The organism is Buttiauxella noackiae, from assembly GCF_000737905.1.
Classification (GTDB): domain Bacteria; phylum Pseudomonadota; class Gammaproteobacteria; order Enterobacterales; family Enterobacteriaceae; genus Buttiauxella; species Buttiauxella noackiae.
In genome coordinates, this window is record NZ_JPRU01000001.1 from 1,721,151 (window position 1) to 1,737,113 (window position 15,963).

Genomic DNA, 15,963 nt, shown 5'->3' on the forward strand with positions numbered 1-15,963 from the left:
TGGTTAACAACTAATTAACCATTTACACATCACCTACCCTACATCGCCATATTGGTCCTACCAATTAAGCGAAAAATAATAAGCACATCACGTTCTGGAGAGTCCTGCATGCAAGCCTGGCAACAAGTCTATGACCCCGCAGGTAACATATGGCTATCAAGCCTCATCGCCGCTATTCCGATTATTTTCTTCTTCTTCGCACTGATTAAGCTGCGTATGAAGGGCTACACCGCCGCCACCATTACCGTTGTCCTGGCGCTATTAGTCGCGTTACTTTTCTACCGTATGCCGGTTGACCGCGCATTGTCGTCAGTGGTGTACGGCTTCTTCTACGGGCTCTGGCCGATTGCCTGGATTATTATCGCCGCTGTTTTCGTCTATAAAATCTCGGTAAAAACCGGGCAGTTCGACATTATCCGTTCGTCGATTCTTTCCATTACGCCTGACCAGCGCCTGCAAATGCTGATCGTCGGTTTTTCCTTCGGCGCGTTTCTTGAAGGGGCTGCGGGTTTTGGTGCACCAGTGGCGATTACCGCCGCATTACTGGTTGGCCTAGGCTTTAACCCGCTATACGCCGCAGGTCTTTGCCTGATTGTGAACACCGCCCCCGTAGCGTTTGGTGCGATGGGGATTCCCATTATTGTCGCCGGCCAGGTCACCGGGCTTGATAGCTTTGAAATCGGCCAAATGGTAGGCCGCCAGTTACCGTTCCTGACCATGATTGTGCTGTTCTGGATTATGGCGATTATGGACGGCTGGCGCGGCATTAAGGAGACGTGGCCTGCAGTTATCGTGGCTGGTGGCTCGTTCGCTATCGCGCAGTACCTCAGCTCAAACTTCTTAGGGCCAGAGCTTCCGGACATTATCTCATCGCTGGTTTCGCTGGTATGTCTGACCGCATTTCTGCGCGTCTGGAAGCCGGTTCGCATCTTCCGTTTTGGTGATATTGGCGCATCGGTTACCGATCAGACGCTGGCTCGCAAAAACTACACCGCAGGCCAGGTGGTTCGTGCCTGGATGCCGTTTATCTTCCTGACCGCAACCGTCACACTTTGGAGCATTCCGCCGTTTAAAGCACTGTTTGCACCAGGTGGCGCCATGGCTGATTGGGTATTTAACGTCTCGGTGCCATTCCTCGATAAAATGGTCGCCAAAATGCCACCGGTTGTAGCGCAAAGCATGGCCTACGCGGCGGTGTATAAATTTGACTGGTTCTCCGCCACCGGTACCGCGATTCTGGTTGCAGCACTTATTTCCATTGTTTATCTGCGCATGAAACCGAAAGCGGCCATCGAAACCTTCGGTGAAACAATCAGGGAGCTGGCGCTGCCGATTTACTCCATCGGCATGGTGTTGGCATTCGCGTTTATCTCCAACTACTCTGGCCTTTCGGCAACACTCGCTCTGGCGCTGTCTCACACCGGCCACGCATTTACATTCTTCTCGCCATTCCTCGGTTGGCTGGGCGTGTTCCTGACGGGTTCAGATACTTCATCAAACGCCCTGTTCGCCGCGTTGCAGGCTACGACTGCACAGCAGATTGGCGTGTCGGACTTGCTGCTGGTTGCCGCCAACACCACTGGTGGCGTTACCGGGAAGATGATTTCACCACAGTCCATCGCCATCGCCTGTGCAGCCGTAGGGCTTGTGGGTAGAGAGTCGGACCTGTTCCGCTTTACCGTTAAACACAGCCTGATTTTCACCTGCATGGTTGGCGTCATTACTACACTACAGGCTTATGTCTTAACCTGGATGATCCCTTAATGACGACGCACCTGCGCCTGGCCGACCATCTGGTCGAGTGCGTAAAAGCACTGATTAGCGAACGTAATCTGGAGGCGGGTATGCGGTTGCCCGCCGAACGCCAGCTTGCAGCTGAAATGGGCGTATCACGCTCATCGATTCGCGAGGCGATTCAAAAGCTGATTAGCGAAGGCATTCTGATTAGCCGTCGCGGCGGCGGCACCTTTGTGCGCTATGAAGTTCAGGCATGGTCTGAACAACGCATCGTACAACCACTAAAAACTCTGGTGGAAGATGACCCGAATTACCGTTACGACATTTTAGAAGCGCGCCACGCGATAGAAGCCAGCACTGCGTGGTACGCAGCTCAGCGTGCCACCCCTGCCGACAAAGAGAAGCTCATTGCCTGCTTTGATGCGACGGTGAAATTTAAAGAGAGCGATGACCCGGATCTGGCAGCCCAGGCCGACGTGCGCTTTCACCTGGCAATTGCCGAAGCCTCGCACAATATCGTGCTGCTCCAGACCATGCGCGGTTTTTTTGACCTGCTGCAATCATCTGTGATGCATAGCCGCCAGCGCATGTACACCGTACCGGCAATTTTTGCCGGGCTTACCGAACAACATAACGAACTGTTGCAGGCCATTCTGGCAGGCGACCCGGAACGTGCGCGCCTTGCCGCAAAAACACACCTTGGGTTTGTCCATACCACGATTAAAACCCTGCATGAAGATGAAGCCCGACAGGCGCGAATCACCCGCCTGCCCGATGAAGATACCGACGTAACAAGGGACGAAAATCCATGATTATTTCAGCTGCATCAGACTACCGCGCCGCGGCAAAACGTATTCTGCCGCCATTCCTGTTCCATTATATTGACGGCGGCGCGTATGCCGAACATACGCTACGTCGCAACGTTGATGACCTGGCACAGGTGGCGTTAAAGCAGCGCGTATTGAAAAACATGTCGGCATTGAGCCTTGAGACCAAACTGTTTAATGAAACCCTATCAATGCCGGTAGCGCTCGCGCCAGTTGGTTTGTGCGGAATGTATGCCCGCCGTGGTGAAGTGCAGGCGGCAAAAGCGGCAGCCGCAAAAGGCATTCCGTTTACACTTTCCACCGTTTCTGTCTGCCCGATTGAAGAGGTGGCACCTGCGATTGACCGGCCAATGTGGTTCCAGCTGTATGTTTTAAAAGACCGTGGTTTTATGCGCAATGCGCTGGAGCGCGCCAAAGCCGCAGGTTGTTCGACGCTGGTGTTTACCGTTGATATGCCGACCCCAGGCGCGCGTTATCGCGATGCGCATTCCGGTATGAGCGGGCAACATGCCGCACTGCGCCGATACTGGCAGGCCGTTACGCATCCGCAATGGGCGTGGGATGTAGGCCTGAACGGTCGCCCGCATGATTTGGGCAATATCTCAACTTATCTGGGCAAACCGACCGGGCTTGAAGATTATATTGGCTGGCTTGCAAATAACTTCGACCCTTCAATTTCCTGGAGTGACCTGGAGTGGATTCGTGAGTTCTGGGATGGCCCGATGATCATCAAGGGCATTCTCGACCCGCAGGATGCCAAAGATGCGGTACGTTTCGGGGCCGATGGGATTGTTGTATCAAACCACGGTGGCCGCCAGCTCGACGGCGTGCTTTCATCGTGCCGCGCCCTGCCGGCCATTGCTGATGCTGTCAAAGGCGATATCGCGATTCTTGCCGATAGCGGTATCCGCAGCGGGCTGGACGTGGTGCGCATGATTGCGCTCGGAGCCGATACTTGCCTGTTAGGCCGCGCTTATCTGTATGCGCTGGCAACCCACGGCCAGGCAGGTGTCACCAACTTGCTGACCTTAATCGAGAAAGAGATGCGTGTAGCGATGACGCTAACTGGTGCTAAATCTATCTCTGAAATCAGCCCTGAATTGCTGGTGCGCGAAGGGCTGAAAGATATTCTTTCCCCACAAGGCATGGCTGTTGGGTTTTAAAGAAACTGATGCTCGCCAGGATGTAAGTGGCGAGCATTTTCACTTAATTCGTCAGCTCCGCAAAACTGATACCAGCAGCATTAATTATTTTTTTAGTGGTGCTGATGGTCGGGTTACCGCGTTCGGAAAGCGTTCTGTAGAGCGTTTCACGGTTCAGTTTGGTTTCGGCGGCAATTTTGCTAAACCCGCCTCGAGCTTCAACGAGACGACGTAATGCGAGCAGGAATAACACCTCACCGTTTTCTTCATCCAGACCCGCAAATGCCCCTTTTATATATTCAACGGCAAAGGCGGGATCTTCCTGAAGCATTTCAATAACAGTTTGGTCGAACTCATTAAATTTCATTTTTTAACTCCAGATGTTCTTGCCACCACGCTGCTGCCTGGCGGATATCCGCTTGCTGCTTGCGTTTATCGCCACCGAGCAATAATAGGTAAGTATTCTTGCCTTCATGCGCGTAATAAATCCGGTAACCAGGACCTTCATCAATTCGCATTTCCCATACACCTTGCCTGCAAGACTTATGGTCACCAGGGTTATTGAGCGCTAACTGGTCAATGCGCCGCACAATTTTAAATTTTGCCCGCGCATCCTTTAATGCTCTTAACCACTCGTTAAAAGGGGTCTTACCGTTTTGCAGTTTGAAGTACTTAATAATATTCATCCTTGAAACCCCACAATTGTAGCTTTTATACCACATCAGTCAATGACTTTATTTTGAGCAAAATAATCTCTTGTGGGTGCAGACTATGGCATAGAAAAGAAAATTGGCAGGGTTGTTCTGGAAAGTGTTTCAGCTTTGCGGCATGCCTTCCAGCATGGAAATGAATGGAGCAACGCTGCCGCCGAAATTCATCGGGACAGCGTTTGTAGAACGTTAATTGAGTTTGTAATCGAGGGTAATTTCAGCTTTCATCAATTGTGAAACCGGACAACCGGCTTTGGCTTTCTGAATAATTTTGTCGAACTTCGCGCTATCAGCATTCGGCACTTTTACCGTGCTGGTTAACGCTATTTTGGTGATGGCAAAACCACCATCGGTTTTATCCAGTGAAACATCGGCTACCGTATCAATACTTTCTGCTGTGTAGCCCTCTTCACCAAGCATCAGCGAGAGCGCCATCGAGAAACAGGCAGCGTGCGCAGCACCAATTAACTCTTCTGGATTGGTCCCGGCGGCCCCTTCAAAGCGGGTATTAAAACCATATGGCTGTTCTTTCAATGCCCCGCTCTCTGTAGAAACGGTGCCTTTACCGCGTTTAATATCACCTTCCCAGTGAGCTTGCCCTTTCTTATGAATCGTCATCTTTGTGCTCCTGTTTTATTTATGCAAAGCATAAGTATAGAAGTTGAATGCAGGTCTGCCTGGTAACTAAGAGCAATCCTTAACGCATAAAAATAAATCGAATAAATCCTCACCCTCAACTGTTCACTGCATACCGAACACCACGAGGGCTTTACCATGAACCGTTTCTCTCCCTGGTTGTTACCTGCCGTTGCGAGCAGCTTCTTATTACTTTCAGGCTATGCGCAGGCAATGGGTGGCAGCAATGATGAACCCGTTCCGCCAACCTGCCCGAAAGGGCAAATTTATGACTCAAAAACCAAAACCTGTATGGTCGATAAAAGCGGGATGATTGGCGATGAAGCGCGTACCGATTACGCCTACGCACTGGCAAAAGCAGGCCGTTATCAAGAAGCTCTGGACATGCTCAACACGCTAAAAGATCCCAACACTGCCGAAGCGCTGAACTATCGGGGTTACGCCACTCGCAAGCTTGGCCGCACCGATGAAGGCATCAGCTATTATTTAAAATCTGTGGCGCTTGATCCCAAATATCCAAAGGTTCGTGAATATCTGGGCGAAGCCTACATGATCAAAAATCGTCCTGATTTAGCACGCGAACAGCTAGCGACTATCAAAACGCTGTGCGGTGTCGGTTGCGAAGAATATCGTGACCTTGCGGCAGCCATCGACGGTCATCCGGAATCCTGATATTCGCCTCTGGAGGCAAAAATCAGCAGCGAGACAATACGCAACGAAATTGCCCACTACCTCTCCCGTTTGTGGCGTTACGCCCTGGTGCTTTCACATAAACGGGATGTGGCGGACGATCTCGTTCAGGCTACTTGTGTGCGGGCACTGGAACGCGCTTCGCAATATGTTGCTGGCAGTCGTATGGACCGCTGGCTGTTCTCTATTTTGCATTCGATCTGGATTAACGAAGTTCGGGCCCAGCAGATTCGCCGTGGGCAAGGTTTTGTCGATGTTGATGAGTTGCCCGGAACTGAAAACAGTGATGACCCTATTTGGTCAAACGATGTGATGAAACGCGTTAATCGCCTACCCGAAGCACAGCGGAATACCGTTTTTTTGGTATATGTGGAAGAGTTGTCATACCAGGAAGCAGCAGTAGTGCTGAATGTGCCTGTTGGAACGGTAATGAGCCGCCTTTCCACGGCGCGTCTCACGCTTGCAAGGGACAGCGCACTCCAGCCAAATTCGCCGCAAATCAAAGGAGAGAAATCATGAGACTTCCCCTCGGTTCGGACGAAATGCTGGTGGCGTATCTGGATAATGAGTTGAGTGAAGAACAGCGCAACGTTCTGGAAAGCAGGCTGCTTGAGGACGACGCTCTGGCTCAGCGTCTGGCGCTACTTGAGCGTAGCAATCTGCCATTTAAAAAGGCTTTTGAACCGCTGCTGCAGATGGCCCCAATTGAACGCTTACAGCAGACCCTTTATCCCAACACTCACCAAACACCTGCAGTATCACGACGGCATCTGATTGCTGCCGCCGTCAGTTTTCTGGCACTTGGCGTAATGGGTGACCGGGTGATTATTTACTTAACACAACCCGAAGATAACTGGCGCGAATTAGTGGCGCAATATATGGCGCTTTATACGCCGGAGACGCTGGCGGAAACGCCATCGAACCAGTCTATGGATGCGCAACTGCGCACAGCTGGCGAGCAGTTAGGCCTTGTTCTTTCCTCTTCGAGTCTGTCCTTACCTGGTGCTGTATTAAAGAACGCGCGAATACTGGCTTATGACGACCAGCAAATTGCGCAAATTACCTGGCTTGATGAAGTACACGGCCCAATGGCGTTATGTATTACAAAAAATACAGGCCGCGGGATGCAAAAAAAGAACGAACAACGGCTCGGCATGAATATTGTTTATTGGGCAAGTGCGAACCATCAGTTTATGGTCATTGGGCATGGTTCTGAGGCGCAGATGAATGAGATTGCCGGGCGATTGCAGCGAAGTTTTAGCGTTTAGTTTGACGGAAAAGATAGTCACTGCTTGTAGGTGGTAAATCCATCGTTGCAAAAAGATCTTTTTGCACAATGCCTTGATTACGCTCTTGTTCATCAAGGAATGTGCCCGGTACTTTTGCTTTCTTCACTAGAGCAAGAACGTTATCCCAACTTTCTGGTTCTGCTGGAAGTTTTTCAAGAATCATGTTGATCTCCTTATCCTTACGTTTATCAATACTGTATCTATAAAACCAAATCTACCCTGGGTTCCTGAATATGGTATGTCTTTTTTTCAGGCAAATTATTGTTTTGCGAGATGCTTTCAGGATTGTGAAAAAATGAAGAAACGTTGCAGTAAAAAAGCATCTGACATTAAAAATGAGGTGGATAAACTAACCGTTTACCCACCCTTAAATGCTACTGAACTAAAGCAGTCAGCTTGCCAAATACACCTGCGCCATCGGCATCACGCCTGATTTGCACCACATCTTCAAGCTTGTCGATCTGGCTAATCATTTGCTCAAGGCGCTGGTCGTCTGCTACTTGTAGCCAGATTCGGCTCTGATCGCCCTGCGGTAGCGGAAGGCAGAGAATGCCTTCAACGTTAAACGCACGGCGGGCAAACAGGCCGCAAATGTGAGACATCACGCCCGGATGGTTACGCACCGTAAGTTCCAGAATAACGGTTAGTTGTTGCATGACTTACTCTCCAATCATCTCAATGTTGGCAGCGCCTGGCGGCACCATCGGGAATACTTTTTCGCTGGCATCAATTCGCACATGAATCAGGCATGGGCCTGGTTGTGAAATCGCCTCTTGCAGCGCCTGTTGCGGGTTTTCGGCGGCGTTCAAATCGCACGTTGCGAGACCAAAGCCTTCGGCAATTTTCAGGAAGTTTGTCTGCCCTGAATAGGTCGCGGCAAAGACATTTTGTTGGTAGAACAGCGTTTGTTGTTGGTGTACCAGCCCCAATGCCTGGTTATTCAGCAGGATGATTTTCACATCCAGATTGTGCTCGGCGGCAGTCGCCATCTCCTGAATATTCATCAAGATGCTGCCGTCGCCAGTGAAACACAGCACTTTACGCGCGGGTTCGGCTAATGCCGCACCGACTGCCGCTGGCAGGCCAAAGCCCATCGTTCCCAGCCCGCCGGATGTCAGCCACTGGCGTGGGCGATTTAGCGGATACGCTTGCGCCACCCACATTTGATGCTGTCCAACGTCGGTGGTGATAATTGCTTCATCATCCACGCATGATGCTGCTGCACTAATCAGGCCGTACGGCGTTAATGGGTCGTCTGCACCGGGCATATTGAACGGGAACTCTTGCTGCAAACCGGCCACTTGTTGCAACCACGCCTGGCGCGGTTGGGCGTCAATTTTTGGCAGTAATTGTTCCAGTACTTCACCCACATCACCGCGAATCGCAACATGCGCCTGTTTGATTTTCCCCAGTTCCGCACGATCGATATCTACGTGAATGATTTTCGCATTCGGGCAAAATTCTTCGGTTTTGCCAATCGCACGGTCATCAAAACGCGCACCCAGCACAATCAACAGATCCGCTTCTTGCAAAATGTAGTTAGTGCTACGCGCACCGTGCATCCCAAGCATACCCAGCGATAACGGATGTTTAGCTGGAACGGTGCCAAGCGCCATTAACGTCATGGTGGTTGGCAGGTTCGCTTTTTCAGCCAAAATACGAGTGTTGGCGTGAGCATTGATAACCCCGCCGCCGAGGTACAGCACCGGGCGCTGGGCCTGGTTAATCATCGCGGCTGCATCGGCAATCTGTTGGGCTTCAAACTGTGGCGCGGCGGTATGTGCAGAAACGGGCGGTAACTCGCTGATATCGATTTCAGCGGTTTGTACATCTTTCGGAATATCAATCCACACCGGACCTGGGCGGCCAGATTCAGCAATGCGGAACGCGTCGCAAATGACCTGCGGCAGTTCTGAAATATCGCGTACCAGATAGTTATGTTTGGTGATGGGAATGGAGATGCCGTAGGTGTCGACTTCCTGGAATGCGTCGGTGCCAATCATCGATTTCGGCACCTGGCCGGTGATACAGACCAGTGGGATGGAATCGAGGCGCGCATCGGCAATCGCAGTCACGAGGTTGGTCGCGCCAGGCCCGCTACAGGCGATACATACCGCAGCTTTGCCCTGCGTGCGTGCCATGCCCTGCGCCATAAAGCCCGCGCCTTGTTCGTGGCGCGCCAGAATGTGGCGGATCTTTTGGCTTTTACTCAGCGCGTTGTAGAGCGGCAGTACGGTGCCACCGGGAATACCGCTAACGGTGGTGATGCCATGATGTTCAAGCATTTGCACAATTAATTGTGCGCCCGTAATACGGTTTGCTTGAGGTGGGTTTTCCGAAATTGCCATTGCTCCAGTCCTTCTTCTTATGCCGTTTCGCTTTTGGCCGGGGGACTAAAACAAGAAACCCCGCCCGGTTTGCGCCGGCGGGGTTTTGGAATCGATGCGTTGATTCAGACCCTACGGCGCATTGCCGACGACCACCACCACCACACGCACGACGACCACCGCGGCTGGTAGCGCGGTTAGTAGTAGGCCTGAATTGCGGGTGAATGTAGTCATTTGGGTCCTGAATGTGTTGTGTGTTTTTAACAGCGAATTTCATACAAACATACTGCTTCGTTTCGCACAACAGCTTTATTCGCCAGGGATGAAAATCGTGCGGGAGATCACATTCCTGTTTCAGCGTTTAAATGCTTGTTGCAGCAAATTCCCGACGCAGCTCGTCAATTGGCAAGTAACGGCCAATCACAACTAAACGCGAAACGCGTGATTCAGATGGGTGCCACGTCGAGCCATAATCAAAGCCCACGACTTTATGCACGCCTTGTACGATAAGGCGTTGCGGGTGATCGGCAATTGCCAACACACCTTTGTAACGCAGCATGTCATTGCCATAACGCGCGATGCAACTTTCCATAAACGCGCCTATTTTTTTCACATCCAACATGCCGGCATCAAAAATATGCGCCTGAATAGCATCATCCCAGGAGCGTTTAGCTGGCGTTTTACGGAACGGCTGGAAACGATCGGGGTGGCTTGCATCAGCACGAATAACATGGAACCCTGCGGCCATATCGATATTATCGGTGAGTTCAAAAGCGTTAAGATCAAGCCATAACTCTTCCGGGCATTCGCCGTTTACGATCTCAAACAGATCCGCTTTTCTATTGATCCGATTAATTCGATCCAGTGCCTGCTGTTTTGTTTCATCGTCAACACGATCCGCTTTGGTGAGCAAAATACGATCGGCAAATCCAAGCTGTGACGCCGCAACGGCATGTTCATCAAGCTGGCGGGAAATATGTTCGGCATCGGCAAGCGCGATAACCGCATCCAGGCGCAACGCGTCACGCAGGTGTTCATCGACAAAGAACGTTTGCACAATGGGTGCCGGGTCAGCAAGGCCCGTGGTTTCAACAATCAGACGATCAAATTTCAGCTTTCCGGCCGCACGTTTTTCCAGCATTTCTCTTAATGCCGCGGTGAATTCCCCACGCACGCTGCAACAGACACAGCCATTACTGAGTTCAACAACGTTGACGTTTTCACCGCCTCTGAGTAATGCGCCATCAATATTTACTGCACCAAATTCATTTTCAAGAATGGCAACGGGCGCGTTATCGCTCTGGGCGAGAAAGTAGTTAAGAAGCGTGGTTTTCCCGGAGCCGAGAAAACCCGTTAATAGAGTGACAGATACCGCTTGATTCATGTCAAATTCCTTCGATTAGCAGCAGCGAGCGCCGCCTTTTCCGCCGTAGCGCGCATCCTGACGCTCACGGAAAAACTCTTCGTAAGTCATCGGCGTCTGTTCTGGGTGAGTCAGACGAATGTGTTGTACGTAGTTGTCGTAATCAGGGACGCCAACCATCAATTTAGCGGCCTGACCGAGATATTTCCCGGCTTTAGCGAGAGTGTCGAACATAGTTGCTCCTGGCGTAAAATCCATCTCCCCTTATGGGGAGATGGATGAATGGCTTAGTGCGCACTTTTCGCCTGCGCAACAATCTGCTCAACGTCTTCAGGCATTTTCTGGTAAGGCGTTTCCTTCGCCGTTGGCGTGTCCGATCTCAGCGCCTGGCGAGCAGTTTTAATCGCGAACAGACCAATCACCACCACAACCACCATAAAGAAGATAGTCAGACCGGCATCCAGACGGTTATTAAACACCAGTTGCGAAAGCTGCGACTGAGTGTATTGCGCCGGAATATTGCCGCTGTCGATCATCGCCTGGAACTTGTTAGCGATAGCCAGGAAACCCACTTTCGGGTTGTCGCTGAACGCTTTTTGCCAGCCAGCAGTCAGGGTACAAATCAGCAGCCAGGCGGTTGGCACCAGTGCCACCCAGGCGTATTTCTGTTTCTTCATCTTAAACAGCACTACCGCGCACAGCATCAATGCCATGCCTGCCAGCATCTGGTTGGCGATACCAAACAGAGGCCACAAGGTGTTAATACCACCGAGTGGATCAACAACGCCCTGATGCAGGAAGTAACCCCACGCCAGTACGCAAAGCGCCGTCGCCAGTAAGTTCGCAGGCAACGAGTCAGTACGCTTGAGGCTCGGGGAAATTACGCCTAACAAGTCTTGCAACATAAAGCGTGCCGCACGTGTACCGGCATCAACCGCCGTCAAAATGAACAGTGCTTCAAACAGAATGGCAAAGTGATACCAGAACGACACATCCATCAGGCCACCCAGCGCACCGTGCAGAATGTACGCCATACCAACCGCAAGCGTAGGTGCGCCACCAGCACGGGAAATGATGCTTTGCTCGCCCACTTCATTTGCAATGTTGGTTAAGGTTTCCGGAGTGATATGGAAGCCCCAACTACTGACCACGCTTGCCGCCGATACCACAATATCAGTCGTGCCAGCCGGAGCCAGAACCGCCATCGGGCTGTTCATTGCGAAGTAGACGCCAGGGTCGATAACACAGGCCGCAACCAGCGCCATAATCGCGACAAACGATTCCATCAACATGCCGCCGTAACCGATAAAGCAAGCCTGGTTTTCGTTAGCCAGCATTTTCGGCGTGGTGCCAGAAGCAATCAGCGCGTGGAAGCCAGAAACCGCGCCGCACGCAATGGTGATAAACAAGAACGGGAACAGGTCGCCGGTCCAGACCGGGCCAGTACCATCAATGAATTTGGTCAGCGAAGGCATTTGCAGCGTTGGGCGCATAATCAAGATGCCAATCGCCAGCCCAATAATGGTGCCTATTTTCAGGAAGGTGGAGAGGTAATCACGCGGAGCCAGCAGCAGCCAGACTGGCAGTACTGCGGCGACAAAACCATAGCCCACCAGCATCCATGTCAGTTGCACACCAGTAAAGTCAAAGTACGGTGCCCAGGTTGGGCTTTCAGCGACCCAGCCGCCTGAAATAATGGCAAATATCAGCATAATCAGACCGATGACCGACACCTCACCAATGCGGCCCGGGCGCAGGTAGCGGATGTAGACTCCCATAAACAGCGCCAGCGGAATGGTGAACGCCACGGTGTAGGTTCCCCATGGACTATGAGTCAGGGCTTTCACCACAATCATCGCCAGCACCGCGAGGATGATCACCATGATCATAAAACAGGCCACCAGCGCGATAACGCCCGCCGTATTGCCCATCTCCTCTTTCACCAGTTCGCCCAGTGAACGTCCATCACGTCGGGTTGAGACAAACAGCACCATAAAATCTTGTACGGCACCGGCCAACACCACACCCGCCAGCAGCCAGAGCATGCCAGGCAAGTAGCCCATTTGCGCGGCAAGCACCGGCCCGACGAGCGGCCCCGCACCGGCAATTGCAGCAAAATGGTGACCGAACAACACTTTCTTGTCGGTAGGTACGTAATCAAGCCCGTCGTTATGGCGCACGGCTGGCGTCATACGAGTGGCATCAACAGTTAAGACCCGTTTAGCGATAAACAGGCCGTAGTAGCGGTAAGCGATGAGGTAAACGCAGATTGCAGCAACCACAATCCACAATGCGTTTATCTGTTCGCCACGATTGAGTGCGATGTAGCCGAGCGCGAATGCACCTATCAGTGCAAGCACAGCCCATATAAGGTGTTTCCCTGGATTATTCATATTGTTTTCCATGTGTAGAGCCAGAGGTAGAGGCAGACGGTATTACCGTTTTGTTCTAGAACAAGCGCGTGGATTTAACAACATTGAAACATTGGAATACAGTGGTTTGACCAGGTCTTTACATCAGCTTGTTAAGGAGATCACGATGCGGGGGGATCCGCTATCCCAGAAGGGGGGGATTGGATATGGCAAGCCGGAGGTTTTCCGTTCACCCGAACGTTATTCGATCCCGCAAAAATCAATGAACGGTGAACGTGCCAGGGGGATTACGACATCCCCCTGGCAACCCCGTCGCCCGGTGATTAAATTGCCGCTGCGCGGTAAACCCCAGCTTATCCCCAACGTTCAGGGCCGTTCGCGACTCGCTCCCGGCGATCGCTCTCTTTCGCTGCTCCCGGCAGCTCAACCCTGACTTATGGGTAACGCAGGGGCAATTTATACCGGGAACAAGGTCAAAACCGGTTCAGCTTTTGACCTTAGCTTTTGACGTTGACCTTTGAGTCCGGCATAAATCGCCTCCGTTTTGACTGTAAGGCCGGGTCGAGCCGTCGGGAACGGCGAGAGGTTGTGATCGCCGGGAGCGAGTCACAACCGACCCTGGGACTGAAAGGAAAAACGGAGGTTTACTGCGAAGCAGCGATTTAAACGCCGGGAGCCGGGATTATCAAGGGTGCTGCGGTAGCACCCTTGATTCGTTCACCGTTTCGGTAAGTAAAGGGATCGCTACTCGTTTAGTGAACGAAACAATCACCATCCTTACAAAGGATACGGCTGAATTAGCCATATCCTTTGTAAGGATACGACTGAATCAGCCATAAACTTTTACCCTATCGTCGCCGTCGTCAAACGGCTAGTGCAACATCGCTTACCACGAGCATCAAAAATAGCAATTTCCCACACCTGGGAAGAGCGCCCTAAATGCAGCGGTTTGCATACGCCACGCACCGTTCCTGATGCCACAGCCCGGTGGTGGCTGGCGTTAATTTCAGTCCCAACCACACACTGCCCTTCACTCGTCGTCAAAAAACCGGCCATCGACCCCAGCGTTTCAGCCAGCACCACTGACGCACCACCATGCAGCAAACCAAATGGCTGTTGAGTACGGTTATCGACGGGCATTTCCGCTTCCAGGCTTTCGTCGTCAATGCGCGTGTAGACAATACCGAGATGCTCAACCATCGTCCCGACGCTGGTTTTATTTAGCGCCTCAAGCGTAAGTTCCCTTTTCCAGATACTCATTCAGGCTCCAAGCGTTGCGCCACCATCAATCACAATATCCTGCAAAGTGATGTGGCTGGCGTGAGATGAAGCGAGGAACAAAATCGTGCTGGCGATCTCCTGCGGACGGGCAATTTTGCCCAGAGGAATGCCCAGTTTGAACTGGTCCGGGAACCCCTGAATACGCTGTTGTTCGGCGTCTGGCGTTTTCCACAACGTGCGTTGCATATCGGTGTCCGTCGAACCCGGCGATACCACATTGCAGCGCACGCCAAATGGCGCCAGTTCCAGGCCAACGGTTAACGCCAGGCTTTTCAGTGCTGCTTTCGACGCGCCATAGGCCGACATACCGGTGCGTGGCGTGTGCGCAGCATCGGATGCAACGGTCACTATCGCTCCGCTGCGCTGTTCACGCATGCGCGGCATCACGGCGCGGAAGAGATTGAACGCGCCGCCGACGTTGACCGCAAAGGTGTCCTGCCAGTCTTGCAGCGCCAGGGCATCCGTCGCGCCCATGCGCAAAATTCCCGCCGCATTCACCAGCACATCAAGATGCCGTTCGTCGCTGAGTATTCGCTGAGTCACGCTGCCAACCTGGTCGGCATCCGCCACGTTTAACACTTGGGTGGCGAACGGATAAACATCCAACGGGAACGCCAGATCAAAACCGATAACCGTAGCACCGGCTTCGCTAAACGCACACGCAGTGTGATAGCCGATGCCTTTGCCTGCCCCCGTCACCCAAACTTGCTTGCCGCTAAAGTCGATGTTCATGCCTGCACTTCTCGCGACAGCAGCACCCACCAGGCGTCAATAGTCGGTTTTTTCGCCAGCATCACAAAGTCGATATCGGCGTGGATTTTGCGCCAGCGCGCCGCAAGCGCCATCATGCGCACCGAATCCAGGCCGTAATCAATCAGGTTTTCGTCATCTTCAGGAATGTCAGATTCATCAAGCAGTGGCAGGACGATTTCACGCAATTGCTGTTTGTTTTGCGGGGCTGCTTCCGGCAGCAAATCGCGAGTCATGACCACACGCCCGGAACGCCCGGCGGTGTATTTCAGCGCCATCATGTGCTCTTCACGGCTGAAATCTGCCAGCGCGTCGGCGACCATAAACGGTTTGATATCACGCATAAACGCATCGGTTGCCGTCGTCATGCAGCCAATATGCGCGTACACACCGCAGATAATCAGCTGGTTACGACCCGTTTCTTTCAAGGACTGTTCCAGCGGCGAGCGGATAAAGGCGCTGTAGCGCCATTTAGTCAGCACCGTGTCGTTTTCATCTGGAGCCAACTCAGCGACCACTTTCTGGCGCTCAGGGTGTTTGTTTAATCCCGGCCCCCACATGTCGTTGAGCAGCGCACGGTCTTCGTCGCTCTGGGCGTTGGGCTGCGCTGTGTAATAAACCGGAATATTGTGGCGTTTGCAGTAATCACGCAGCGCGGCGATATTCGCGATAACCTGCTGGATCATCGGGCAATTATCGCCCCAGAAATCAATGAAATATTCCTGCATATCATGAATCAGCAGCGCCGCACGCTCAGGCTCAAACGCCCAATTCACTTTGTTTTCCGGGATGTCAGAAGCCGTCGGTAAGCTGTATGCGTTCAGTTTTGGAATAGCCAT

General features: G+C 52.2%; 20 protein-coding genes. 7 read left to right on the top strand and 13 right to left on the bottom strand.

Going from position 1 to position 15,963, the window contains the following annotated elements; all coding sequences use genetic code 11:
- Nucleotides 1-108 precede the first annotated feature (108 nt).
- The 3 genes from lldP to lldD are packed head-to-tail and all read left to right on the top strand — an operon-like array spanning nt 109 to nt 3,727.
- Nucleotides 109-1,764, top strand: a complete 1,656-nt coding sequence (lldP, locus tag IX31_RS07855) for an L-lactate permease (protein WP_034456859.1) — start codon at nt 109-111, stop codon at nt 1,762-1,764.
- Complete coding sequence (lldR, locus tag IX31_RS07860) at nt 1,764-2,549, top strand: transcriptional regulator LldR (RefSeq protein WP_034456860.1); 786 nt, start codon at nt 1,764-1,766, stop codon at nt 2,547-2,549. Before lldP ends, lldR begins: the two co-directional genes overlap by 1 nt.
- A complete protein-coding gene (gene lldD, locus IX31_RS07865) occupies nt 2,546-3,727 on the top strand; it encodes an FMN-dependent L-lactate dehydrogenase LldD (RefSeq protein ID WP_034456861.1) in 1,182 nt (393 codons plus the stop codon). The genes lldR and lldD overlap by 4 nt, the downstream gene beginning before the upstream one ends.
- Before the next feature lie 43 nt (nt 3,728-3,770).
- On the opposite strand, the gene IX31_RS07870 is transcribed toward lldD, so the two are convergent.
- The 3 genes from IX31_RS07870 to IX31_RS07880 all read right to left on the bottom strand — a co-directional run bounded on the left by IX31_RS07870 (nt 3,771) and on the right by IX31_RS07880 (nt 5,034).
- Nucleotides 3,771-4,073: a helix-turn-helix domain-containing transcriptional regulator gene (locus IX31_RS07870; RefSeq protein ID WP_034456862.1), complete on the bottom strand. Its 303-nt coding sequence runs from the start codon at nt 4,071-4,073 to the stop codon at nt 3,771-3,773.
- The gene (locus IX31_RS07875; protein ID WP_034456863.1) at nt 4,063-4,392 is read right to left on the bottom strand and encodes a type II toxin-antitoxin system RelE/ParE family toxin; all 330 of its coding nucleotides are present in this window, start codon (nt 4,390-4,392) and stop codon (nt 4,063-4,065) included. The genes IX31_RS07870 and IX31_RS07875 overlap by 11 nt, the downstream gene beginning before the upstream one ends.
- Before the next feature lie 213 nt (nt 4,393-4,605).
- Nucleotides 4,606-5,034, bottom strand: coding sequence for an OsmC family protein (locus IX31_RS07880; RefSeq protein WP_034456864.1), 429 nt, complete (start codon nt 5,032-5,034; stop codon nt 4,606-4,608).
- A 156-nt stretch (nt 5,035-5,190) separates the two neighbouring features.
- Here IX31_RS07880 and IX31_RS07885 point away from each other — a divergent pair, with 156 nt between their 5' ends.
- The 3 genes from IX31_RS07885 to IX31_RS07895 all read left to right on the top strand — a co-directional run bounded on the left by IX31_RS07885 (nt 5,191) and on the right by IX31_RS07895 (nt 7,010).
- Nucleotides 5,191-5,724: a tetratricopeptide repeat protein gene (locus tag IX31_RS07885; RefSeq protein ID WP_034456865.1), complete on the top strand. Its 534-nt coding sequence runs from the start codon at nt 5,191-5,193 to the stop codon at nt 5,722-5,724.
- 87 nt (nt 5,725-5,811) lie between these two features.
- Nucleotides 5,812-6,261, top strand: coding sequence for an RNA polymerase sigma factor (locus IX31_RS07890; RefSeq protein WP_232864287.1), 450 nt, complete (start codon nt 5,812-5,814; stop codon nt 6,259-6,261).
- A complete protein-coding gene (locus tag IX31_RS07895) occupies nt 6,258-7,010 on the top strand; it encodes an anti-sigma factor family protein (RefSeq protein WP_034456866.1) in 753 nt (250 codons plus the stop codon). The genes IX31_RS07890 and IX31_RS07895 overlap by 4 nt, the downstream gene beginning before the upstream one ends.
- Here the strand turns inward: IX31_RS07895 and IX31_RS07900 are convergent.
- The 7 genes from IX31_RS07900 to cstA form a co-directional block, all read right to left on the bottom strand.
- On the bottom strand, nt 7,000-7,194 hold the full coding sequence (locus IX31_RS07900) for a hypothetical protein (protein WP_051880606.1): 195 nt from the start codon (nt 7,192-7,194) through the stop codon (nt 7,000-7,002). The two genes, IX31_RS07895 and IX31_RS07900, sit on opposite strands and share 11 nt — an antisense overlap.
- A gap of 211 nt (nt 7,195-7,405) precedes the next feature.
- On the bottom strand, nt 7,406-7,687 hold the full coding sequence (gene ilvN / locus IX31_RS07905; protein ID WP_034456867.1) for an acetolactate synthase small subunit: 282 nt from the start codon (nt 7,685-7,687) through the stop codon (nt 7,406-7,408).
- A 3-nt stretch (nt 7,688-7,690) separates the two neighbouring features.
- Nucleotides 7,691-9,379, bottom strand: coding sequence for an acetolactate synthase large subunit (gene ilvB, locus IX31_RS07910; RefSeq protein WP_034456868.1), 1,689 nt, complete (start codon nt 9,377-9,379; stop codon nt 7,691-7,693).
- A gap of 111 nt (nt 9,380-9,490) precedes the next feature.
- On the bottom strand, nt 9,491-9,592 hold the full coding sequence (gene ivbL, locus IX31_RS23140; protein ID WP_122973993.1) for an ilvB operon leader peptide IvbL: 102 nt from the start codon (nt 9,590-9,592) through the stop codon (nt 9,491-9,493).
- Between the two features lie 127 nt (nt 9,593-9,719).
- Nucleotides 9,720-10,742, bottom strand: a complete 1,023-nt coding sequence (locus tag IX31_RS07915) for a CobW family GTP-binding protein (RefSeq protein ID WP_034456869.1) — start codon at nt 10,740-10,742, stop codon at nt 9,720-9,722.
- 15 nt (nt 10,743-10,757) lie between these two features.
- Nucleotides 10,758-10,955 (bottom strand): YbdD/YjiX family protein, encoded by a 198-nt coding sequence (locus tag IX31_RS07920; RefSeq protein ID WP_034456870.1) that lies wholly within the window; start codon nt 10,953-10,955, stop codon nt 10,758-10,760.
- 53 nt (nt 10,956-11,008) lie between these two features.
- A complete protein-coding gene (gene cstA, locus IX31_RS07925) occupies nt 11,009-13,114 on the bottom strand; it encodes a pyruvate/proton symporter CstA (protein WP_034456871.1) in 2,106 nt (701 codons plus the stop codon).
- Between the two features lie 145 nt (nt 13,115-13,259).
- On the opposite strand from cstA, the gene IX31_RS07930 reads away from it, so the two are divergent.
- Nucleotides 13,260-13,526: a hypothetical protein gene (locus IX31_RS07930; RefSeq protein ID WP_034456872.1), complete on the top strand. Its 267-nt coding sequence runs from the start codon at nt 13,260-13,262 to the stop codon at nt 13,524-13,526.
- 410 nt (nt 13,527-13,936) lie between these two features.
- Here the strand turns inward: IX31_RS07930 and entH are convergent, their stop codons facing one another.
- Genes entH through IX31_RS07945 form a run of 3 tightly spaced genes read right to left on the bottom strand, consistent with a single transcriptional unit; the run spans nt 13,937 to nt 15,963 of the window.
- Entirely contained in the window at nt 13,937-14,353 is a 417-nt protein-coding gene (gene entH / locus IX31_RS07935; RefSeq protein ID WP_034456873.1) for a proofreading thioesterase EntH, read from the bottom strand.
- Nucleotides 14,354-15,100 (bottom strand): 2,3-dihydro-2,3-dihydroxybenzoate dehydrogenase, encoded by a 747-nt coding sequence (dhbA, locus tag IX31_RS07940; RefSeq protein ID WP_277813399.1) that lies wholly within the window; start codon nt 15,098-15,100, stop codon nt 14,354-14,356.
- A gap of 2 nt (nt 15,101-15,102) precedes the next feature.
- The gene (locus IX31_RS07945; RefSeq protein ID WP_034456875.1) at nt 15,103-15,963 is read right to left on the bottom strand and encodes an isochorismatase; all 861 of its coding nucleotides are present in this window, start codon (nt 15,961-15,963) and stop codon (nt 15,103-15,105) included.